We start from the raw sequence: 20,667 nt of genomic DNA on the forward strand, positions 1-20,667 counted from the left end.
CGGCCACCGTGGCCGGTCTGGCCAGCACCCATTGCCGAAGAGTCATTCCTCCAGACGTTGCCAACGCCCATGACTGCTCCCCTGCTGATCGGGTCCGGGGCCGGATTCTCCGGCGACCGTACCGACGCCGCCCTGCCGGTGGTGCGTACGCTGATCGCCGCCGGCGGCCCGGCGGCGCTGATTTTCGAAACGCTGGCCGAGCGCACGCTGGCACTGGCCCAACTGGCGCGCCGCGACAACCCCGAGCACGGCTACGAGCCGTTGCTGGACCATCTGCTGACGCCTGTGCTGGGCCTTTGCCTGGCCAACCGCATCCCGATCATCGGCAATTTCGGGGCCGCCAATCCGCGCGCCGCCGCCCGCCGCATCCTGGCGCTGGCTGCCGAACTGGGGCTGGCCGCCCCGCGCGTGGCGGTGGTGGAGGGCGACGACCTGTCGCATGACGCCGGCCGCACCATGCTGCGCGGCATCGTCGGCGATGCGTTTCCCGAAGCGCGCTTCGTTTGCGCCAACGCCTATATCGGCGCCCAAGGCATTGCCGACGCGCTGGGCGACGGCGCGCAGGTGGTGGTTTGCGGCCGCGTGGCCGACCCGGCTTTGGCCGTGGGCCCGGCAATGGCCCATTTCGGCTGGGCCTGGGACGACTGGACCCGCCTGGCCGCCGCTACCATGGCCGGCCATCTGCTGGAGTGCGGCGCGCAGGTCAGCGGCGGCTATTTTGCCGACCCCGGCATGAAGGATGTGCCCGACGTCCACGACGTGGGCTTCCCGATTGCCCGGCTCGACGCCGACGGCGGCATCGAGATCTTCAAGGCGGCCAATACGGGCGGCTGCGTGGACCTGCGCACGGTCAAGGAACAACTGCTGTACGAAGTGCACGACCCCTGTGCCTACCTGACGCCCGACGTGGTGGCCGATATCGGCCAGGTCACCGTCGAGCAGATCGGCCCCGATCGCGTGGCCGTGCGCAATATCCGCGGCCATGCGCGGCCGGCGGAACTGAAGGCCAACCTGTTTCACCTGGGCGGCTGGTTTGCCGAAGGCGAGATTTCCTACGCAGGCCCCAATGCCGCCGCCAGGGCGCGTCTGGCCGCCGACATCGTGCGCAAGCGCATGCAGGGGCTGGGGTTCGATGTGCCGATCCGCTTCGACCTGATCGGCGTGCTGAGCGTGTTCGGCGACGATGCCGGCACCATGCTGGCCGCGCCACAGCCTGGCGAGGCCGAAGCCCGCGACGTGCGCATGCGCGCTGCGCTGGCGCACGAGGACAAGGCCGTGGCGCAGGCGCTGCTGCGCGAAGTCAACGCGCTCTATACCTGCGGACCGGCCGGCGGTGGCGGCGTACGCACCGCGCTACGGACGCGCCTGAACGCCACGTCGTGCCTGGTGCCGCGCCAGGCCGTGGCGGCGTCCCATTCGATCGTGACTGCCTGACCGGAGCCCGCCATGACCGCAACCCAGCAAGCGCCGCTCTACCAGTTCGCCCATGGCCGTACCGGCGACAAGGGCGACCGTTCCAACATCAGCGTGATTGCCTACGATGCACGCGATTTTGACCACCTGGTGGCCCATGTCACCGAAGACGCCGTGCGCGCGCTGTTCGCCGCGCGCCAGCCCCGGGCCGTGAAGCGCCACGTCGTGCCCTCCATCCAGGCCATGAATTTCGTGATCGACGGCGTGCTGGACGGCGGCGTCAACGATGCGCTGAATCTCGATACCCACGGCAAGGCGCTGGCCTTTCTGCTGCTGGGTTTGCCGATCCCCTTGCCGCCGCGGCTCGCCGGCGGCGCCGCATGAGTGCCGAGCCGTCCCATATGTCAAAACGATTCGAGGAGACACAGATGTACGGAATTCGCAGGCCGCAGGCCGTTGCCGCCGCTATCGCCACGTTCGCGTGCCTGGCCTTGCCCGCTGGCAGCGCATGGGCGGACTTCCCGGACAAGCCGATCCGCTTTGTCGTGCCGTTCGCGGCCGGCAGCGCCACCGACCAGCTTGCGCGGGCCATCGGACAAGCCATGACGGTGGACAGCAAGGCCACCGTCGTGGTGGACAACAAGCCCGGCGCGAACGGCTTCATTGCCGCCTCCGACGTGGCCAAGGCCGCGCCGGACGGCTACACGGTGCTGATCACCACCAACACCACCCACGCTGCCAACGAACACCTGTTCAAGAAGCTGCCCTATGACCCGGTGAAGGACTACGCGCCGGTGTCGGCGCTGGGCCGTGGCGGCCAGATCATGGTGGTCAACCCGCAGGTGCCGGCCAAGACCGTGGGCGAGTTCATCGCGCTGGCCAGGAAGGAACCGGGCAAGCTCAGCTTCGGCAGCGGCAGTTCGTCGTCGCGCATCGCCGGAGAGCTGTTCCAGCAGATGGCCCATGTGCAGCTGCTGCACGTACCGTACAAGAGCAATCCGCTGGCCATCACCGACCTGCTGGGCAACCAGATCCAGATGATGATCACGGACACCGCCACGGGCCTGCCGCAGGTCAAGACCGGCAAGCTCCGCGCGCTGGGCGTGTCGGGCAAGGCCCGCTCGCCGCTGGCGCCGGACGTGCCCACCATCGACGAAGCCGGCGTGAAAGGCTACGAGATGAGCTACTGGTTTGCCGCCTATGCCCCGGCCGGCACGCCGCCCGCAGTGGTCACGAAGCTGAACCAGATGCTGGTCAAGGCCGCGAAGAGCGATACGGCATCGAACTTCTACAAGTCGACCGGCACCGAAGTGTTCACCAGCACGCCGGCCGAACTGGCCAAGTTCCAGACCCAGGAATCGGACAAGTGGGGCCGCATCATCAAGGCCGCCAATATCCAGCCCGAATAAGACCGCAGCCCCCCTGCCTCCCGCGCTCCTTTCGTCCCTGCCGGCCAGGCGGACGAAGGGGGCCGGGACGGCCGCGCAGGCCGGCCCAGCCCAGCCTGCCCTCACACTTGCCTCACCCCGCCCCACCGGGATACAGCGTTTCGGCGTCCGCAGAAACGGGTACGCCTGTCGCAAGATCGTTGCACTCCGTTGTCCCCGCACATCACCAAAATCAGAATTCAAAAAGTTTGATATCAGGCACTTCCGATATTCGATTCTGGCGATTCTGCGAGATCGTCTTGCTCACTCCCTTGACCGGCGCGGCATTCCGGGCGGCGGGATTGCAGGCGTAACAGATTTGTGATCGGAAATGTGAAACGAGTAGGCATGAAGGGGGGTATCCATCACTTCCATTCATGGTTTACCCTGCGGGCCATTTTCGGATGCTTACATCCGGTGACGAGCGGCAATGTGTGGGTAGGCAGATGCTGGGGTTATGGAGCCGCCGTTAAGGCGTCCAACTTGGATGACAGCCTGTGCTTGGGTCACACATATGCATTCGCAAGACATATCAGTCATCTGACGGTCAACATGAAGTTTCCCCTTTTCGCAGCCCTATCCTTCTCTAGCGCCACCGCCATGGCGGCCACGCAAGCCGTTGTTCTGGAAACCCCGGTAACCTACGCTCCCGGTTCCGAGGTCGTCCAGCAGGTCAAGAACGAATGCCATATCGAGGACATGCTGGCCACCCGGGTGGGAGACGTCCTCCGCAAGCGCAACAAAGGCGGCCCCGGCACGGTAGCGGTGGGCGCCGATGCCAGCGGGTCGCAAGTGCTAAGGCTTCAGATTTCCCACGTGCTCGGCATTGGCGGCGGTGCGTGGACGGGTCCGAAGGCCATTACCGTCAATGCCGAGTTGCTCGAAGATGGCAAGGTTGTCCGGAATACGAAGGTAAATCGCTGGTCTATCGGCGGATTCTGGGGCGCGTTCAAGGGAACTTGCTCGATCCTGGATCGCAGCGCCATCGTGATTGCCAAGGATATGGCCCGGTGGGTGCGTGACCCGTCCTATGTCGTAAAGGACGAGGGCCCGCCGAAGGATGCGTCGTCCGCAGAGCCTGTAGCCGCCGAACCGGCGACCCCACCACTGCATGCACCCGCAGCCGAGCCCGCGCCCGCGCCGGTCGAGTAACACCAATCCAGATTATTTCCCAGTGCTTTGACGGGTGCGAAAACCCCGTCTGGCCCGTGTTACGCCGATGTCTTTCAAACCGTCTCACATTGCTGCTGCCGGGCACTCGCGGTAGCCCGCAGCCGTCCAGCATTCAACAGACCTGTCCCACTTAGCCTTCGATTTCCCAACCCAGGGCAGCACAGACTGCCCGCTCTCTTAATGCCCGCAAGGGGTCAAATATCCATGAAGAAGACGCTCGCATTTACGCTGTTGGCATCCGCCGCCGTCATCGCCGCCTGTGGCGGCTCGGACGGGGAAAGCACGAACAGCGCCGGCACCACCGGCGCCACAGCCGGTTCCACTGCAAACGCGATGGCGCCGCTCGATGCGCCTTGCCTGACGCCGATGGGGGATGGCAATAAGATGACCGTGTCGGCGAATGCCGGTCCGGTGACGGAGGTCGTGACGTTCGAAGGCAAGCACATCGGCCAGACCACGTTCGATGGCAAGCGCCTCGATACCATCGACGTTCAGGCCAGCGGCACGCTGTTCCACGCCGTATCGTCCAACTTCCGCATCTATCTGGATCCGGAAACCGTGCTGTTTCCGCTCGGCGTGACCGAGTTCGGGCACCGGGGCTATCCCGATGGGCCTTGGGTCAAGTATCGGCGCTTTACCTATGAGGATGCCGCGGGCAAGCCGGCCAGGCTGTCGCTGCTGGGCATGCAGCCCAACGAGACGCGCACCGTGACCATGGCGGAGGAGCGGGAGTCCGCGTTGGCCACCGATCCGCAGCCGGCGTTTACCCGTGGCGTTGATCGGAAGGTCCAGTTGACGGTGCAATACATTGGACGCGAAGACGTGGCCGCGATGGGCAAGTCCTACACCAACACGTGCAAGGTCAAGATCCGGTTTGACCGTGAGCCGGGGAGCTACTTTCCCAACCTTGAGGCGACTGTCTGGCTGGCGCCCGGCCTGGGCCCAGTCAAGCTGAGCGGCTTGCCGCTGCTGCGCGTGGACACCTTGTCGGCCGAGACGTCGGGCATCGTGGCCAACTGATCGGCCGTGCATTGCCCCCGCGCGATGCCCCAAGGCAAAACACCCGAGCCCTGCCTCCAGGCGCTGGGGTGTTCGCCTTGGCCTTCTGAGCGCCCGGCACTTGGCGCAGCGGCTAAGCCAGCTTGCGCCGGCCGGAACGTCAAGCGTGCAGCAGTTCGGCATGTGAGTCGTATGCAGCACATATCCGCGCGACAGACGATGAACGAGGGCTGACGTACCCGTGACAGCCTGCGGCCCCGACATCCCCGGATTTTTCCTGGGGATTCGCATAGAGTGATCGGAGCGGGACACTACGGAGGGCGGCCAATGGCGCACGGATTCCAACGAATGTCGCACGGACGGCGCAGGCTTGTGATCGCGGGCGGGTGGTCCATGCTGCTGGCGGCGCCCGCCTGGCACGCCATGGCGCAGCCGGTGCAGGGCAAGGCGAAATCGAAGGTTGGCGTAGTCGGCTCGGGCCGGCTGGGCAGCGCGGTGGGCAGTCTGCTGGTGAAGGCGGGACACCCGGTGATGTTCGCGTCGCGCCATCCTGAGGAACTGAAGGCGCTGACCGATTCGCTCGGGCCGTTGGCCCAGGCCGGTACCGTCGCCCAGGCCGTGGCATTTGCTGACGTGATCCTGCTGGCGGTGCCCTACGGTGCGGTGCCCGATGTGGGCCAGCAGAACCGTTGGCAGGGCAAGATCGTGCTGGATGCCACCAACGCCGTGGCGGCGCGCGACGGCGCCATCGTGGACGAGGTCAAGGCCAACGGCATTGGCGTCACCACGGCCAAATACCTGGCCGGTGCGCGCATCGTGCGCGTGTTCAATTTCACGGGGGCGGCTGAGTTCACGCGCGAAAGTCACCGCAAGCCGCCGCTGATGGCGGTGCCGATGGCCGGCAACGACGCCGAGGCGCTATCCGTGGCGGCCGGGCTGGTGCGCGACGCGGGGTTCGATCCAGTGGTGGTTGGGGGACTGTCCAGTGCCGACCGGTTCGCGCCCGGTGGCAAGCTGTTCCGCCAGATGGGGACTGCCGAAGAATTTCGCCGTGTGATGGACCAGCCGTAGTATGGACTGGCCGTTGCCGGCCGGCGCGGTGGGGGGCGAACGGGCAGCGCGTTAGCGCCGGCGCCACTCCATGGCCACCATCGATGGCGTGAAGCCCAGTTGGCCGAAGAATGCGGCTTCCGAGGAGCGCGCTGCGCGCAGGACCCAGGTGATGTCCGGGTCGTTGCCCATCACGTGGCGCAGCAAAGCGCGGCCGATGCCGCGGCGTCGATGCTGGGGCGCCACGGCGACCATCGAGATGTATCCGTTGGAGATATCGTCGCAGAGTGCTCGGGCGAAGCCGATGACCTCGCCGTTTTCCACCGCTACCGCCACGCGTTGGGAGTTGGCGATCAGTTGCGCGAACCGCTCGGGATTGCCGACCCGTTGTTCCCAACCGTTGGCAGCCAGCAGCAGCCGGGCCGCCTCCACCTCTGCGGGCAACGGATTACGGATTTCCATCGACAATTCCTCCTGCGTGATTCCGGAGCGCATGCATGCAGACCCTCCAGAAGTGGGGGGGCGCAGAGCGGCTGCGCCGCGTTTTCGCGCGATATGTCGCGACAATTCGTCGCGCATTTCGGCGCAGAGTGTAGCGAAGCCGATGCGGCGGCGTCAAACAACTTTGTCCGCAAAATGCGACCGTCCGCACGCACGGGCGCGTCCCGATGCGCGGCGCGCAACGGCCTGTCGCGCGCCGGAAGCTGGCGGTATGATGGCTGCCATGAACGCCCCCATCTTCTCCTCCGCACACCCGGCCGATCAGCTGGCCGAGTTCAGCAATGCCGATAGCGCCATGGCGCGTATCCGCGAGATCTACGACAGTTCCGTGGCGGCCGTGCGTGCGCGCTTCGACGCGTTTGCCAAGGGCAAGCCGCTGCCATCGGCGGCCCACGCGTGCTACCCGTATCTCGGCATCTCCGTCAACCTGGAAACCATGGTCACCGACAGCCGCCCGTCGTGGGGCACGGTGGCCTACCCCGGGGTGTACGGCACCACGGTCACGCGGCCGGATCTGCTGTGCGACTACTACCGCGACCAGATCGAACGGCTGATGCGCTATCACCGCGTGCCGGTGGTGGTGGGCCTGTCGCGCCGGCCGATTCCGCTGCCGTTCGTGATCGAGGCATCGACCACCGACATCAGCTACACCCAGGCCCGCGAACTGGAAGCCTCGTTCGTGCTGCCCGAGCTGAGCCGCATCGACGATTCGATTGCCAACGGCACCTACGAGCCCACACCGGGCGAAGCCTGGCCGTTGTCGCTGTTCCCGGCCGAACGCGTGGACCTGGCGCTGCAGCGGCTTTACCACTACACGGGCACGGCGCCGCATCACTTCCAGCGGTTCGTGCTGTTCACGAACTATCAGCGATATGTCGACGAGTTCGTGACATTGGGGCGCAACCTGATGTCTGGTGACGGTGGCGACGGCTATGTGCGGTTTGTCGAGCCGGGCGATGTGGTGCAGGACCTGGGCGGCGTCGAACCTGACGACGCGTCGCGCCCAAAGGCGCTGCCGCAGATGCCGGCCTATCACCTGGTGCGCGAGGACGGGCTCGGCGTGACGCTGGTGAACATCGGCGTGGGGCCGTCGAACGCCAAGACCATGACCGACCACCTGGCCGTCTTGCGGCCACATTGCTGGCTGATGGTGGGCCACTGCGGCGGACTGCGCCGCTCGCAGCAACTGGGCGATTACGTGCTGGCGCACGCCTACGTGCGCGACGATCATGTGCTGGACCACGACCTGCCGCCGTGGGTGCCGGTGCCCCCGATCGCCGAAATCCAGGTGGCGCTGCAGGAAGCGGTGGCCCGCGTGACGGGTTTGTCCGGCACCGAGATGAAGACGCGCATGCGCACCGGCACGGTGGTATCGACCGACGACCGTAACTGGGAGCTGAAGTCGAAGGCGCTGTACGCGCGCTTCAACCAGTCGCGCGCGATTGCGATCGACATGGAAAGCGCGGCCGTGGCTGCCAATGGCTTCCGCCTGCGCGTACCCTATGGCACGTTGCTGTGCGTATCCGACAAGCCACTGCATGGCGAGTTGAAACTGCGCGGCATGGCCAACGCGTTCTACCGCCAGCGCGTCAGCCAGCACATGACGATCGGCCTGGAAGCCATCCGCATCCTGCGCGAGAACGGCGTCGAGGAACTGCACTCGCGCAAGTTGCGCAGCTTCGACGAACCGGCGTTCCGCTAACGCCGGGGGCCCGGAGACCATGGCCGGCCTCACGCCCTTCGACGGGAAACAGAAATAAAAAAGCGCGCGGCGTTGCCGCGCGCAGTGAGGCGGGAAGGACGTCGGTTAGGCGGCCTTCCCTCGAGGAGACAAAGTGGAAAGTCTCGGAAAAACCTTAATTTCGTAGACCCCTCAGAAGCGATAGCCCACGCCGGCGCTGAACAGCCACGGGTCGAGGCTGACCGTCGACACCTTGACACCATTGGCGTAGACGTTGCTGGAAATCCAGACCTTCTTGGCGTCCACGTTCAGGAACCAGTTCTTGGTGAGCTTGTAGTCCATGCCGATCTGCAGGGCCGGACCCACGCTCCACTTGTCCAGACCCAGCGTGCCACCGGCCAGATCGGCGCCATAGATGCGCGTCGCGTTCACGCCGGCCCCGACGTACGGGCGGAACGTGCCGTTCGGCAGGAAGTGGTACTGCAGCAGGAGGCTCGGCGGCAGGTGCTTGAACGTGCCGATCTTCGTGCCGTCAAGGCTTACGTCCTGCTTCTGCGGAATGGTCAGCACCAGTTCGGCCGCGATATGCGGGACGATGAAGTAGGTGATATCGACTTCCGGGATCCACTTGTTGTTGACGTGGATGCGATCCGATGCACCCACCCCACCCACGGGATCCGACTTGTTGGCCATGTCCAGATAGGTGCCGCGCAGGCGGACCATCCAGTTGCCCTGCGCTTCGTCAGCGGCAATGGCGGGCGCGGAAATGCTGCCGAAGGTGGCGGCGGCGAGCGCCATGCAGATCGAGGAAACGAGGGTCTTGCGGCGGGGAGAAGTTGCAGTGGTCATGTTGGTCAGGCACAAAACATCGAAAAAGTGCGACCAGTGTGTCTTGAGCGAGGCCCCCAAACCTTGATGCAGGACAAGTGAAGTGCAGCCCACGCAAATTGGATGGAACTGCGTCGTCAATGCGCGACACCGGCGGTGGCGCAGCCCGGCAGGGGCTTGCGACACGCGGTGAATGCTTCTATGGACATGCGGATTTATTCGTGGCGCCCGCGCGTTGCGGCCCGTACGCTGTGGGCTCGTGGTTGTGCACCGCGCATGTCGTGGGCGTCCGCCAGGACGTCTTTTCAGGTGTGCCCTGTGGGGGCAGGGCACACCGTTTTTCCGCCAGATCGGACGATCAGCGCAAGCCGCGGATCAAGCCGCCTCGGCCTGGTCCTGATCCTGCGCCTGCAGATGCCGGTTGACACCCGACACCATGGCCTTCAGCGATGCCGTGACGATGCTGGCGTCCACGCCGGCGCCAAAGCCCGTCGGCGAATCGCCAACACGAACTTCCACATAGCAGGCCGCATTGGCATCGGCGCCAGTGGTCATGGCGTGCTCGTGATAGTCCATCACCCGCACGGCAATGCCCAGGCCGCGTGAGAACGCATCGACGGTGGCGTCGATGGGCCCGTTGCCCGCACCGCGCACCCGCACGGGCTGCCCGTCGCGTGTCACTTCCATCTCGATTTCCACGGCGTTGTCGCGGGTCGACACCATGCGGTGCGACACATAGCGCAGCGGCGCCTCTACGTCGAGGTATTCGCGGCGGAACAGCGCGTAGAGGTCCTCTGCACTGGCTTCGAGCCCGGTCTGGTCGGTCATCACCTGCACCGCGCGGCTGAATTCGATCTGCAGGCGGCGCGGCATGAAGATGCCATGGGCCTGCTCCAGCAGATACGCCATGCCGCCCTTGCCCGACTGGCTGTTCACGCGGATGACCGCGTCGTAGCTGCGGCCCAGGTCGGCGGGGTCGATCGGCAGGTAGGGCACTTCCCAGATGGCGTCAGGCTTCTGCTGCGCAAAGCCCTTGCGGATGGCGTCCTGGTGAGAGCCGGAAAAGGCCGTGAAGACCAGGTCGCCCACGTACGGATGGCGCGGGTGCACGGGCAGCTGGTTGCAGTGTTCCACGCACTGGCGCACTTCGTCGATATCGGAAAAATCGAGTTCGGGGTCTACGCCCTGGGTGTAAAGATTCAGCGCCAGCGTGACCAGATCGACGTTGCCGGTGCGTTCGCCGTTGCCGAAGAGGCAGCCTTCCACGCGGTCGGCGCCGGCCATCACGGCCAGTTCGGCGGCGGCCACGGCGGTGCCGCGGTCGTTATGCGGATGGACGGACAGCACGATGTGTTCGCGTCGCGCCAGATGCCGATGCATCCATTCGATCTGGTCGGCAAAGATGTTGGGCGTGCTGCATTCCACCGTGGTGGGCAGGTTCAGGATCATCGGGCGCGTGGCATCCGGTTGCCAGACGGCCGACACCGCGTCAGATACTTCCAGCGAGAAATCGAGCTCGGCCAGGCTGAAGGTCTCGGGCGAGTATTCGTACGACCAGGCTGTTTCCGGCATGGCATCGGTCAGCTCGCGGATCAGGCGCGTGCCGGACACGGCCACCTCCTTGATCTCGTCGCGCGACGCATTGAACACGATGCGCCGCCAGGCCGGGGCGATCGGGTTGTACAGGTGCACGGTGGCGCGTTTGGCGCCGCGCACCGATTCCACGGTGCGGCGGATCAGGTCATCGCGCGCCTGGGTCAGCACCACGATGGTGACGTCGTCCGGAATGCGGTCTTCCTCGATCAGCATGCGGACAAAATCGAAATCGGTCTGCGATGCAGACGGGAACGCGACCTCGATTTCCTTGAGACCGACCTTCACCAGCTGTTCGAAGAAGCGCAGCTTGCGGGCGCTGTTCATCGGCTCGATCAGCGCCTGGTTGCCGTCGCGCAGATCGGTGCTCATCCAGCGCGGTGCGCGGGTGATCTGGCGCGATGGCCACGCGCGGTCGGGCAAATCGACAACGGTGGCGGGACGGTACTTGGCGGCGGGGTTGCGCAACATGGGCATGGGTATCTCCTTCCTCGCTAAGGAAGCATCAGGAAGCGCCTCGCGGTACGAGGGCTTCGTGTGAACGGAAAAACAGGAAAACGGAAAAAGGGTGGCGAAAGGCTGCCGAACTGCCACGGGGCACTAGGCCCGGCAACCGATCGGTAGGCCTAGCAGTAGCGAGGAAGCGCCCAGCAGGGCGCGGCACGACGTCAGGGCGGCCAGCGAACCCTCAACACGCGCGCGCACGGCGGCACCGATGCGCGAGGCATCTGCGGCGTGGCGGAGGGTGAAGGTGTTGGCTGGCATCGTGCGAGAAGGATATCGTCGCGCCATCTGGCACGGACGAACAGGATGAGGGTAGTGCAAAACTGGCCACAGCGTCAACCGTCGGCATGTCGTCTGACAGGTCTGATTCGGCCTGGAATGCGAGGCACCGCACGTCAAAGCCTTACCCCGAACGGATGGACTCCACCCGATATGTGGGTTGGCGCTCAGTCCTCTGGCCGGTACATCGCCATCCACTTCCCGCCTAGGCTGACAGCAGCAGGAACGGGATCGATAACGACAGAGGGGGCAATCATGCGTACACGTACGTGGACGGGGTGGATCGCGTGCATGGCGACCGCCATGCTGCTGGGGGCATGTGGCGGCGGTGGCGGCAGCTCGGGCGCCGGCGCGACGGCACCCGCGGGAACCGGCGGCGATGCCGGTGGCAGCGCAGGTGGCAACGGTGGTAGCGGCAGCACGGCCGTCGCCAAGTCGTACACGCTGGTCATGAACCGTACGTCGGGGCAGGTAGGCGTGGGCAGCACCCTCTCGCTGACGGCATCGGTTGTCGACGATCTCGGCAACGACGTCACGAGCGCCACGACCTTCGTCTGGACCAGCGGCAACGGCTCCGTGGCAGCGGTGGCCAACGGCACCATCCCCGGCAGCGCCGTGGTGACAGGCGTGGGCGTGGGCACTACGGCCGTGAACGTGGCCGCGACGGTGGCCGGCGCCAATGGCACGGCAACCGCGCTCCCGCAGGTGGCCGCCACGATCACCGTGGTGGCACCGGGTGTGCGTACGTACAGCCTGGCGCTGCCGTATCCGGTGCTGTCGATGACCAACGGCCAGGTGCTGCCGGTAACGGCATCGCTGATCGACAGCGACGGCGCGGACCGCTCGGGCGCCGCCACCGGCTGGACGTGGCGCAGCAGCACGACGGCCGTCCAGGCCACCGGCTCCACCAACGTGGGCACACTGCGCGGCGTCAACACCAGCGACACCACGGCGCAGTCCATGGTGACGGTGCAGGTCACCGCGCCCGACGGCAATACCCTGACCGGCGCCTTCCTGGTGTCGGTGTTCAAGACCAGCGTGTCGACCTATCGCCTGGTGCTGTCGCAGTACGGCAAGCAGATCAACGCGCTGAACGTGCTGAATGGCTACCCACAGACCTACGATTCGCGCGTGCTGCGCAATGACGAGAGCGATGCCACGGCCGACTTCACCGGGCTGTGGACGTACATGACCACCTCGCCGTCGCTGGCGGTGGTGCCAAACGCGTCCACGCGCGTGACCACGGTCAGCACCAGCCGCCCGACCGGCATCGCCCCGCTGCAAAGCGTGCTGGACGAAATGGCCGGCAGCCTGACCATCACCGCCAAGCCGCGCGCCCAGCTGCTGGTGACCGAGCAGCCGACGTGGGGCCTGATCTACAGCGGCCCGAGCCCGTTCGTCGTGCCGAATGGCGGGGCACCGGTTTCCGCCCACCTGTTGCACCGTGGCATTGACGAAGGCGTCACGGGTTGCAACGGTACGTGGAACTGGCAGGTGGGCAGCGGTCCGGTGTCGATCGTGCCGCACGGGGGCAACCTGGCATCGGTGGTGCCCACCGGATCGGGACCCTTCACGGTGATCGTCTCATGTACCGCCGGGACCGAGGCCATGCCGGTGTCGCTGACGATTCCGGGGGTGGCGCAATAGGGCAGGGTGGACGCGAAGCATGCACGCTGGCGGGGGGTGTTTCGTTGGGTGGGCGCCACGCAGAAATGGGTACGCTTCGCCGATCGACCGCGGGTTTGCTCCCCTCTCCCGTACACGGGAGAGGGGTCGGGGGAGAGGGCAAGGGGGTTCAATCGGCGATATCGGTGCCTTGTGGGCCAACCCTCTCCCCCACCCCTCTCCCGCAGGCGGGAGAGGGGAGCGCATAGCGAGCGGCGCCGCGCTGGTACGCAGAAACGGGTACGCAAGGGCGCCGCGAAAAAACAAAACGGCGACCCCAAGGGATCGCCGTTGTCATTGCCGAGCCGCTCGGGCCGGTGCCGTCATCAGGATTTGCGTACGAAGCGGATGACCTGCTCGTTGCTGCCGCCGGAAGCGGTACTGCCCGTATCGCCGGAACCGGCGCCCGACGTGTTCGCGTCGCACGTGCCGCAGCCGCTGTTCGTATCGCAGCCGCTGGCGCACCCCGCGGCCTGGGTCGGGGCCAGGCGTCGTGCCAGCCATCCGCGCCAGCCGCTGGCCGCCGCGCCGCCCAGCATCGCCGCCAGCCGTGCCTTCGCGCGCTCGCGGGTGCGCGGCATATAGCGGCCCGCCACGTGGATGGCGCAGCCCAGCACGATTAGCGGAACGATCAGGGTTTCGAAGGCGTGATAGAGGGTCATGGCCGTTGGACTTGAAGGCAGCGCGTCAGTTTCCTCGCAGTCAGGTAAGCGCCAGCGCCACGCGGTACGTGATGAACGACGCGAGATAGGCCAGCCCGGCCAGGTAGGCGGCCGAGGCCGCCATCACCTTCCATGAGTTGGTCTCGCGACGGATCACCGCCAGCGTGGAAATGCACTGTGGCGCGAAGACATACCAGGCCAGCAGCGACAGCGCCGTGGCCAGCGACCATTGCGCCGCGATCATCGGCGCCAGCTGCACCGCCACGGCATCGTCGCTGCCCGACAGCGCGTACACCGTGGCCAGCGCACCCACCGCCACTTCGCGCGCGGCCAGGCCCGGTACCAGCGCGATGCAGATCTGCCAGTTGAAGCCGATCGGGGCAAACACATGCTCCAGCGCGCGGCCGATCATGCCGGCGAAGCTGTAGTCGATCGGCGGCATGGTGGCGCCTTCGGGCGGCGACGGGAACGTGGCCAGGAACCACAGCAGCACGGTCAGCGTCAGGATCACCTTGCCCACGCGCGACAGGAAGATGCGCGCACGCTCCCACAGGCCGATGCCGATATCGCGCGGATTCGGCACGCGGTACGACGGCAGTTCCATCAGCAGTGGATGGTCGGTGCGGTCGCGGCGGAACCACTTCAGCACGTAGGCCACCAGCAGCGCGCTGACGATGCCGGCCACGTACAGCACGAACAGCACCAGGCCCTGCAGGTTGAACAGGCCGGCCACGGTGCGTTGCGGAATGAATGCGCCGATCAGCAGCGCATACACCGGCAGGCGCGCCGAGCAGGTCATCAGCGGCGCCACCAGGATGGTGGTCAGCCGGTCGCGCGGGTCCTGGATCGTGCGGGTGGCCATGATGCCCGGAATCGCGCAGGCAAAGCTGGACAGCAGCGGGATGAACGACCGGCCCGACAGGCCCGCGCCCATCATCAGCCGGTCCAGCAGGAACGCGGCACGCGGCAGGTAGCCCGATTCCTCGAGCGTCAGGATGAACAGGAACAGGATCAGGATCTGCGGCAGGAACACGATCACGCTGCCCAGGCCGGCGATCAGGCCGTCCACCAGCAGGCTTTTCAGCATGCCGTCGGGCATCAGGCCGCCGATCCATTCGCCAAAGACATGCACGCCGGCCTCGATGCCGTCCATCATCGGCTCGGCCCACGAGAACACGGCCTGGAACATGAAGAACAGCAGCACGGCCAGGATCACCAGGCCGAACACCGGGTGCAGCACCACGCGGTCCACGGCGTCGTCGAAGCGTGCGGTGCGCGTGGGCATCGTCACGGCGGCGTCCAGCAGGCGCTTGACCTCGGCGTGGGTATCGAGCTCGGACACGCTGTCGAGTGCCTGCGCGGGCGGCGCCGGGGGCAGCGTCTCGTCGAACAGCTTCACCAGCGCGGCGGCGCCGTCGCGCTTGACGGCCACGGTCTGCACCACGGGCACACCCAGCGCCCGCGACAGCGCATCGCGGTCGATCACGATGCCACGGCGTGCCGCCGCATCGCTCATGTTGAGCACCACCACCATGGGCAGGCCCAGGCGGCGCAGTTCCAGCACGAAGCGCAGGTGCAGGCGCAGGTTGGTGGCGTCGACCACCGACACCAGCAGGTCGGGCCGCACCTCGCCGGCACGCTGGCCCATGCAGACCTCGCGCGTGATGGCTTCGTCCAGGCTGGCCGAATGCAGGCTGTATGCGCCGGGCAGATCCAGGATGCGCACGGTGCGGCCGGCCGGCGAGACGAACTGGCCTTCCTTGCGCTCGACGGTCACGCCGGCGTAGTTGGCCACCTTCTGGCGGCTGCCGGTGAGGCGGTTGAACAGTGCGGTCTTGCCGCAATTGGGGTTGCCTACCAGCGCGATGCGCAAGGCGGAGGCATTCTGGGCAACTGACATGATGGGATAGGGTCAGGCGACGCGCGGGGGCCGTCAGGCGATGCGCTGGGCGTCGGAATCGGAAGCGTCGGTCGTACCGGCCGTCCTGGCCATATCGGCCTGGCCTGCCGGCGCGATGCGCGACACGGTGGCGGTGGCCACCTCCACGGCAATCCGGTCGGCCTCCGAGCGGCGCAGTGCAAAGCGCGTGTAGCCTACCTGGGCGACCAACGGATCCTTGCCGAACGGGCCGAAGGTGACAATCTGCACGGATTCGCCGGGCACGAAGCCAAGATCGCGCAGGCGTCGCGCAACAGGGTCGCCAGGGGTGGCATCGTCCACCGATTTCACGATGGCGACCGTGCGCCGGGGCAGTTCAGACAACCGCATATGCTTCCAGTCCAAGGGCGGGATCGCCGCCGCGCGGCAGGGAAAATCCTGCTGGGTACGTAAATAGAAATCGTTCTCGATTGTATAGCATCCGCGCCATTTGCGCGCTGAAGCCACACCGTTGTCAGCTGTATGTCATGTGGACGGAATAATTCGTCCTGCCGGACGTTTACCAAATAACCACGCTCTCGGACCGCCCTCCGCCGCCCCCCATACCGATGGACAACGATTTCTCAGACGATGCGCTGCGCGAAGTGATCCCGAGGCTGCGCCGCTTCGCGGTGTCGCTGACGCGCAACGAGGCCAGCGCGGACGACCTGGTGCAGGCGTGCCTGGAACGCGCGCTGTCGCGCCGTGTGACGCGCCAGGATGGCGGCGACCTGCGCGCCTGGCTGTTTTCGATCCTCTACCGGCTGTTCCTCGACGGCCAGCGCCGCGCCAGGCGGTACGCGGGCCTGCTGACGCTGTTCGGCGTGGGCAGTGACGAAGACAGCGCCCCCTCCACCGAAGATGTAGTGCTGACCCGCTCGGCGCTGGACAACTTCAACCAGTTGTCAGCCGAACAGCGCGCGCTGCTGATGCTGGTCACGGTGGAGGGGCTCAGCTACCAGGAGGCCGCCGATGCGCTCGACGTGCCCATCGGCACCGTGATGTCTCGCATCTCGCGGGCGCGCAAGGCACTGCGCGAACTCACCGACGGCAAGGTCGTCCATTCCCCCCTGCAGGTGCTCAAATGAATACCCTGATGCCCACCGAACCGGAACTGCATGCCTACGTCGATGGCGAACTGGACGAAACGCGCCGACTGCAGATCGACGCACTAATCGCCAGCCACCCCGACCTGGCGCGCGAAGTGCAGGAGATCCGGCTCGACATGCAACGCCTGCGCGCCAGCATGGAGCCGCCCCCGGCCGACACGCCGGCCCGGCTCGATCCGTTCCGCATCCGCCGTGGCCTGCGCGACCGCCTGCGGCACCGCGCGGCCATCGCCGCGTCGCTGGTCATGGCGCTGGCCGTGGGCGGCATGGGCGGCTGGCAGTCGCGCGAGATTGCACTGCGCCAGAGCTATCCGCCGATGGCCGATGCGATGTCGGCCTATCGGCTGTTCGCGGTCAGCGCCACGCCGCAGATGGTCGATGTGAAGGTCGATGTGAAGGTCGATGGCACGGCCGCCGACGCGCGCGAACTGCAGTCATGGCTGAATCGCCATTTCGTGCAGCCGGCCCCGCTGCCCGATTTTTCGACCTACGGGTTTCATCCCGTGGGTGGCCGCCTGATGTCGACCGAACAAGGCCCCGCGGCGATGATCCTGTACCGGAACCCGCAGATGCAGGCAATCGTTTACTACGTGCGGCCGCAAGGCGATCTGCGCCTGCGTAACGGGTCGCGCACCGAGGGCAACCTGATGGCCCAGTACTGGCGCAATGGCCGCTATCTATATGCGGTGGTCAGTCCGACCGACAATCCGGCCGCGCTGCCCGTGCAGCGCGCCGTGGCGCCGGGCGATACGTGAACCATGCGGGTTAATGCTAGGGATTACCCCGAAGGGTGCCCGAATCCGCGGCGTATTCGCCATTTGGCCGTCGAATAACACAATTGCGGTATTGGTGCGGCGCACGCCCCGGCCCTAAGCTTCACGCACGCTGAACACCCCGTTCCACGCGTACTTCATAGCCACTGGCCCTTGGGCCGGTGGCTTTTTCTTTTGCCCCCGGGCTGGCATTTCCCAGCTAGACGCCGGTCTGCGCGGCCGCCCTGACTGTCGCCACGAAGTGGTCGCGTGCGGGATGATCGGGTGCCTGCTTCCACACGCAATAGACCTCCGATGGCACCGTGGCGTCGGCCAGCGGCCGGAACGCCGCCCCCGCCATGCCGGACCGCGCCATGGCTGCCGGCACCACGGCCACCCCCATGCCCTGCGACACCAGCGATACCACCGACAACCAGTGGCGCACCTCGTGCCGGATGCGCGGATAGAAGCCATGTGCCGCGCACATGTCGAAGATGCGGCTGTAATAGTCGGGCGAGGCCTTGCGCGAAAACAGCACAAACGGCTCGCCGCGCAAGTCCGTCAGGGCCACCGTATCACTGGCCGCCAGCCGGTGGTCGGCCGGCATGCAGCAGACGAACGGCTCGGCATGCGCCAGCGTGGCCGCCAGTTCATCGGGCACCCGGCTGGTGTGGACAAAGCCCGCATCGAGCTCGCCATGCAGCAGGGCGTCGATCTGTTCCTGCGAATTGAGTTCGGTCAGCGCCACGTGGATGCCCGGATAGCGGCGCTGGAATTCCTGCAGCCGCTGCGGCAACCCGCGATACAGCATCGACCCGACAAAGCCCACCCGCAGGCGGCCCACCGCGCCGGCCTCGATCTCGCGCGCCAGCAGCCGCGCCGATTCGGCCTGCGCCAGCAAGGCGATAGCCGATTCCTGAAATGCCCGGCCGGCGGCGGTCAGGCGCACGCCGCGACTGTCGCGCTCGAACAAACGGGCACCCACCGACGCCTCGAGCTGCTGGATATTGAGCGACAGCGGCGGCTGTGAAATCGACAGGCGCCGGGCGGCGCGGCCGAAGTGCAGTTCCTCGGCCAGCACGAGGAAGTAACGGAGGTGGCGGAATTCCATGGCGATACAAATTTTGTATTGATCAAGCCAATTTTAGAATTGGACGCGAATCGTTGGCCACCAAATAATGGATCCCAAACCATCCCGCCCGCCGTTCTGCAGGGCAGGGAGCCACGGAGACACCGCATGCCGACCAGCGCCACCCGCCCCGCCGCATCGCAGCCCGCGCGAGATGCCCGGCCCGACGCACACCCAGACGCCCATCCGGTGCCCGACCGCCATGGGTCGAGCCTGTTCGCGGCCGACCCCGACCTGCGGGCGCTGCTGCCGCTGTACCTGCCGGCCGACCTGTTCAATCACCTGCTGCCGCACCTGGAGCGCATGGGCGCGCTGGCCGGCGGCGTGCTCGACGAACTGGCCAACGTGGCCGACCACGAGCCGCCGACGCTGTCGCACCGGACGCGCACGGGGCTGGACGGCCAGCGCATCCACAAGCATCCGGCCTACGTCGAACTGGAACGCGTGGCGTTCTCGGAATTCGGCCTGGCCGCCGCGTCGCATCGTGGCGGGGTGCTGGGCTGGGACAAGCCGATGCCGCCGGCAGCCAAGTACGCGCTGACCTATCTGTTCGTGCAGGCCGAATTCGGACTGTGCTGCCCGCTGTCGATGACCGATTCGCTGACGCGCACGCTGCGCAAGTTCGGCGCCCCGGCGCTGGTGGACCGATTCCTGCCGAACCTGACCACGCAGGTGTTCGACGACCTGTACCAGGGCGCGATGTTCATGACCGAACAGGGTGCCGGCTCCGATGTGGCCGCCACGGCCACGCGGGCGATCCGCGACGACAGCGCCGAAGGCGGCTGGCGCCTGGTGGGCGACAAGTGGTTCTGCTCCAACCCCGACGCCGCACTGGCCATGGTGCTGGCGCGCGTCGAAGAGGCCGACGGCACGGCCGTGGACGGCATCAAGGGCGTGTCGCTGTTCCTGCTGCCGCGCACGCTGGCCGATGGCAGCGCCAACCACTACCGCATCATCCGTCTAAAGGACAAGCTCGGCACGCGATCGATGGCCAGCGGCGAAATCCGCCTGGAAGGCGCGCACGCGCACCTGGTGGGCGAACTGGGCCGTGGCTTCGTGCAGATGGCCGACATGATCAACAACTCGCGGCTGTCCAACGGCGTGCGGGCGGCCGGCCTGATGCGCCGCGCGCTGACCGAGGGCCAGTTCATCGCCCGCGAGCGCCGCGCCTTCGGCAAGCGGCTGGCCGACATGCCGCTGATGCGCCGCCAGTTGCTCAAGCTCACGCTGCCCACCGAGCAGGCCCGCACGATGGTGTTCCAGACCGCCGAGGCGCTGCGCCGTGCCGACGCGGGCGAGACCGACGCCTATCCGCTGATGCGCATCCTGACGCCGCTGATCAAGTTCCGCGCCTGCCGCGACGCCCGCAAGGTGACCGGCGATGCGATGGAGATTCGCGGCGGCTGCGGGTACATCGAGGAATGGAGCGACCCGCGCCTGGTGCGCGACGCCCATCTGGGATCGATCTGGGAAGGCACCAGCAATATCGTCGCACTCGACGTGCTGCGCGCCATCCGCCGCGAAGGCTCGCTGCCGGTGCTGCAGACGCATCTGTCCGCTCTGCTGCAGGACACGCCGCTGCAGGCGCAGGCGCGCGAAGTCTTTGCCGAGGCCATCGCCAACGCCGCCGCACTGGCCGCGCGGGCGGCCGATGCCGGTGCCGATGGCGACGTGCTGGCCCGCCAGGCCGCGTCGGCGCTGTACCACGTGACCAGTGCCGTCGCCATGGCCTGGGAAGCGGGCCGGATCGGCTCGGTGCGTCGCATGCGCCTGGCGCAACTGGTGCTCGTCCATCGCGTGCTGCCACAAGACCCGCTGGGCGGCGGCACCGAACCCGACTGGCTGGCCGATACCGTGGCTCCTCCTGCCGATGGCGTGGTGCGCGCCGCCGGTCAGGTCGATCAGGTCAACGTGTTCTGACGTTTGGCAGTCTGCTGTTCTTGAACGGGCGCGCGTCCCCAACCCGAATCGCGCGCCCGATATA

18 protein-coding genes are annotated in these 20,667 nt (G+C 66.6%); 11 read left to right on the forward strand and 7 right to left on the reverse strand.

The annotated features are described in order from the left end of the window. Window positions 1–69 precede the first annotated feature (69 nt). From AC3G88_RS23760 to AC3G88_RS23785, 6 genes are all read left to right on the forward strand, one after another. Complete coding sequence (locus AC3G88_RS23760; protein WP_488774117.1) at window positions 70–1,434, forward strand: acyclic terpene utilization AtuA family protein; 1,365 nt, start codon at window positions 70–72, stop codon at window positions 1,432–1,434. Between the two features lie 12 nt (window positions 1,435–1,446). After that, window positions 1,447–1,797: an AtuA-related protein gene (locus tag AC3G88_RS23765; RefSeq protein WP_029050764.1), complete on the forward strand. Its 351-nt coding sequence runs from the start codon at window positions 1,447–1,449 to the stop codon at window positions 1,795–1,797. 44 nt (window positions 1,798–1,841) lie between these two features. Next, window positions 1,842–2,822: a Bug family tripartite tricarboxylate transporter substrate binding protein gene (locus tag AC3G88_RS23770; protein ID WP_153948668.1), complete on the forward strand. Its 981-nt coding sequence runs from the start codon at window positions 1,842–1,844 to the stop codon at window positions 2,820–2,822. A 501-nt stretch (window positions 2,823–3,323) separates the two neighbouring features. Then, window positions 3,324–3,992 carry a hypothetical protein gene (locus tag AC3G88_RS23775; RefSeq protein WP_488774116.1) on the forward strand — a complete coding sequence of 223 codons (669 nt, stop codon included), beginning with the start codon at window positions 3,324–3,326 and terminating at the stop codon, window positions 3,990–3,992. Window positions 3,993–4,217: 225 nt separating this feature from the next. Then, window positions 4,218–5,033 (forward strand): hypothetical protein, encoded by an 816-nt coding sequence (locus AC3G88_RS23780; RefSeq protein ID WP_488774115.1) that lies wholly within the window; start codon window positions 4,218–4,220, stop codon window positions 5,031–5,033. 327 nt (window positions 5,034–5,360) lie between these two features. Continuing rightward, window positions 5,361–6,083 (forward strand): NADPH-dependent F420 reductase, encoded by a 723-nt coding sequence (locus AC3G88_RS23785; protein ID WP_488774114.1) that lies wholly within the window; start codon window positions 5,361–5,363, stop codon window positions 6,081–6,083. Between the two features lie 51 nt (window positions 6,084–6,134). Here AC3G88_RS23785 and AC3G88_RS23790 read toward each other — a convergent pair whose 3' ends face one another. Next, window positions 6,135–6,524 (reverse strand): GNAT family N-acetyltransferase, encoded by a 390-nt coding sequence (locus AC3G88_RS23790; protein ID WP_101684913.1) that lies wholly within the window; start codon window positions 6,522–6,524, stop codon window positions 6,135–6,137. 250 nt (window positions 6,525–6,774) lie between these two features. Here AC3G88_RS23790 and AC3G88_RS23795 point away from each other — a divergent pair, with 250 nt between their 5' ends. Continuing rightward, a complete protein-coding gene (locus AC3G88_RS23795) occupies window positions 6,775–8,265 on the forward strand; it encodes an AMP nucleosidase (RefSeq protein ID WP_400394724.1) in 1,491 nt (496 codons plus the stop codon). Window positions 8,266–8,436: 171 nt separating this feature from the next. Here the strand turns inward: AC3G88_RS23795 and AC3G88_RS23800 are convergent, their stop codons facing one another. Both AC3G88_RS23800 and leuA read right to left on the reverse strand, forming a co-directional pair. Then, window positions 8,437–9,093, reverse strand: coding sequence for an OmpW/AlkL family protein (locus AC3G88_RS23800; protein ID WP_488774113.1), 657 nt, complete (start codon window positions 9,091–9,093; stop codon window positions 8,437–8,439). Between the two features lie 354 nt (window positions 9,094–9,447). Then, window positions 9,448–11,136: a 2-isopropylmalate synthase gene (gene leuA, locus AC3G88_RS23805; RefSeq protein ID WP_488774161.1), complete on the reverse strand. Its 1,689-nt coding sequence runs from the start codon at window positions 11,134–11,136 to the stop codon at window positions 9,448–9,450. A gap of 567 nt (window positions 11,137–11,703) precedes the next feature. Between leuA and AC3G88_RS23810 the strand changes: the two genes are divergently transcribed. Next, entirely contained in the window at window positions 11,704–13,095 is a 1,392-nt protein-coding gene (locus tag AC3G88_RS23810; protein ID WP_488774112.1) for a hypothetical protein, read from the forward strand. Between the two features lie 344 nt (window positions 13,096–13,439). On the opposite strand, the gene AC3G88_RS23815 is transcribed toward AC3G88_RS23810, so the two are convergent. From AC3G88_RS23815 to AC3G88_RS23825, 3 genes are read right to left on the reverse strand one after another with little or no spacing between them, the layout of a single operon-like run. After that, window positions 13,440–13,775, reverse strand: coding sequence for a DUF6587 family protein (locus AC3G88_RS23815; RefSeq protein WP_400395622.1), 336 nt, complete (start codon window positions 13,773–13,775; stop codon window positions 13,440–13,442). A 40-nt stretch (window positions 13,776–13,815) separates the two neighbouring features. Then, on the reverse strand, window positions 13,816–15,675 hold the full coding sequence (gene feoB, locus AC3G88_RS23820; RefSeq protein WP_400395621.1) for a ferrous iron transporter B: 1,860 nt from the start codon (window positions 15,673–15,675) through the stop codon (window positions 13,816–13,818). A 33-nt stretch (window positions 15,676–15,708) separates the two neighbouring features. Beyond that, window positions 15,709–16,044, reverse strand: coding sequence for a FeoA family protein (locus AC3G88_RS23825; protein ID WP_488774110.1), 336 nt, complete (start codon window positions 16,042–16,044; stop codon window positions 15,709–15,711). Window positions 16,045–16,262: 218 nt separating this feature from the next. Here AC3G88_RS23825 and AC3G88_RS23830 point away from each other — a divergent pair, with 218 nt between their 5' ends. Both AC3G88_RS23830 and AC3G88_RS23835 read left to right on the forward strand, forming a co-directional pair. Beyond that, complete coding sequence (locus tag AC3G88_RS23830) at window positions 16,263–16,781, forward strand: sigma-70 family RNA polymerase sigma factor (RefSeq protein ID WP_488774109.1); 519 nt, start codon at window positions 16,263–16,265, stop codon at window positions 16,779–16,781. Next, on the forward strand, window positions 16,778–17,557 hold the full coding sequence (locus AC3G88_RS23835) for an anti-sigma factor family protein (RefSeq protein WP_488774108.1): 780 nt from the start codon (window positions 16,778–16,780) through the stop codon (window positions 17,555–17,557). The genes AC3G88_RS23830 and AC3G88_RS23835 overlap by 4 nt, the downstream gene beginning before the upstream one ends. Window positions 17,558–17,774: 217 nt before the next feature. On the opposite strand, the gene AC3G88_RS23840 is transcribed toward AC3G88_RS23835, so the two are convergent. Beyond that, a complete protein-coding gene (locus tag AC3G88_RS23840; protein WP_488774107.1) occupies window positions 17,775–18,665 on the reverse strand; it encodes a LysR family transcriptional regulator in 891 nt (296 codons plus the stop codon). Window positions 18,666–18,791: 126 nt separating this feature from the next. Between AC3G88_RS23840 and AC3G88_RS23845 the strand changes: the two genes are divergently transcribed. Next, complete coding sequence (locus AC3G88_RS23845; RefSeq protein ID WP_488774106.1) at window positions 18,792–20,603, forward strand: acyl-CoA dehydrogenase family protein; 1,812 nt, start codon at window positions 18,792–18,794, stop codon at window positions 20,601–20,603. Window positions 20,604–20,667 lie beyond the last annotated feature (64 nt).

Source organism: Cupriavidus sp. 86D6 (genome assembly GCF_057815095.1).

Excerpts from the sequence above, each read along its gene's own strand:
- AC3G88_RS23760 (WP_488774117.1), top strand. The coding sequence starts at position 70 with ATGACTGCTCCCCTGCTGATCGGGTCCGGGGCCGGATTCTCCGGCGAC.
- AC3G88_RS23765 (WP_029050764.1), top strand. The coding sequence starts at position 1,447 with ATGACCGCAACCCAGCAAGCGCCGCTCTACCAGTTCGCCCATGGCCGT.
- AC3G88_RS23770 (WP_153948668.1), top strand. The coding sequence starts at position 1,842 with ATGTACGGAATTCGCAGGCCGCAGGCCGTTGCCGCCGCTATCGCCACG.
- AC3G88_RS23780 (WP_488774115.1), top strand. The coding sequence starts at position 4,218 with ATGAAGAAGACGCTCGCATTTACGCTGTTGGCATCCGCCGCCGTCATC.
- AC3G88_RS23785 (WP_488774114.1), top strand. The coding sequence starts at position 5,361 with ATGTCGCACGGACGGCGCAGGCTTGTGATCGCGGGCGGGTGGTCCATG.
- AC3G88_RS23790 (WP_101684913.1), bottom strand. The coding sequence starts at position 6,524 with ATGGAAATCCGTAATCCGTTGCCCGCAGAGGTGGAGGCGGCCCGGCTG.
- AC3G88_RS23795 (WP_400394724.1), top strand. The coding sequence starts at position 6,775 with ATGATGGCTGCCATGAACGCCCCCATCTTCTCCTCCGCACACCCGGCC.
- AC3G88_RS23800 (WP_488774113.1), bottom strand. The coding sequence starts at position 9,093 with ATGACCACTGCAACTTCTCCCCGCCGCAAGACCCTCGTTTCCTCGATC.
- leuA (WP_488774161.1), bottom strand. The coding sequence starts at position 11,136 with ATGTTGCGCAACCCCGCCGCCAAGTACCGTCCCGCCACCGTTGTCGAT.
- AC3G88_RS23810 (WP_488774112.1), top strand. The coding sequence starts at position 11,704 with ATGCGTACACGTACGTGGACGGGGTGGATCGCGTGCATGGCGACCGCC.
- AC3G88_RS23815 (WP_400395622.1), bottom strand. The coding sequence starts at position 13,775 with ATGACCCTCTATCACGCCTTCGAAACCCTGATCGTTCCGCTAATCGTG.
- feoB (WP_400395621.1), bottom strand. The coding sequence starts at position 15,675 with ATGTCAGTTGCCCAGAATGCCTCCGCCTTGCGCATCGCGCTGGTAGGC.
- AC3G88_RS23825 (WP_488774110.1), bottom strand. The coding sequence starts at position 16,044 with ATGCGGTTGTCTGAACTGCCCCGGCGCACGGTCGCCATCGTGAAATCG.
- AC3G88_RS23830 (WP_488774109.1), top strand. The coding sequence starts at position 16,263 with ATGGACAACGATTTCTCAGACGATGCGCTGCGCGAAGTGATCCCGAGG.
- AC3G88_RS23835 (WP_488774108.1), top strand. The coding sequence starts at position 16,778 with ATGAATACCCTGATGCCCACCGAACCGGAACTGCATGCCTACGTCGAT.
- AC3G88_RS23840 (WP_488774107.1), bottom strand. The coding sequence starts at position 18,665 with ATGGAATTCCGCCACCTCCGTTACTTCCTCGTGCTGGCCGAGGAACTG.
- AC3G88_RS23845 (WP_488774106.1), top strand. The coding sequence starts at position 18,792 with ATGCCGACCAGCGCCACCCGCCCCGCCGCATCGCAGCCCGCGCGAGAT.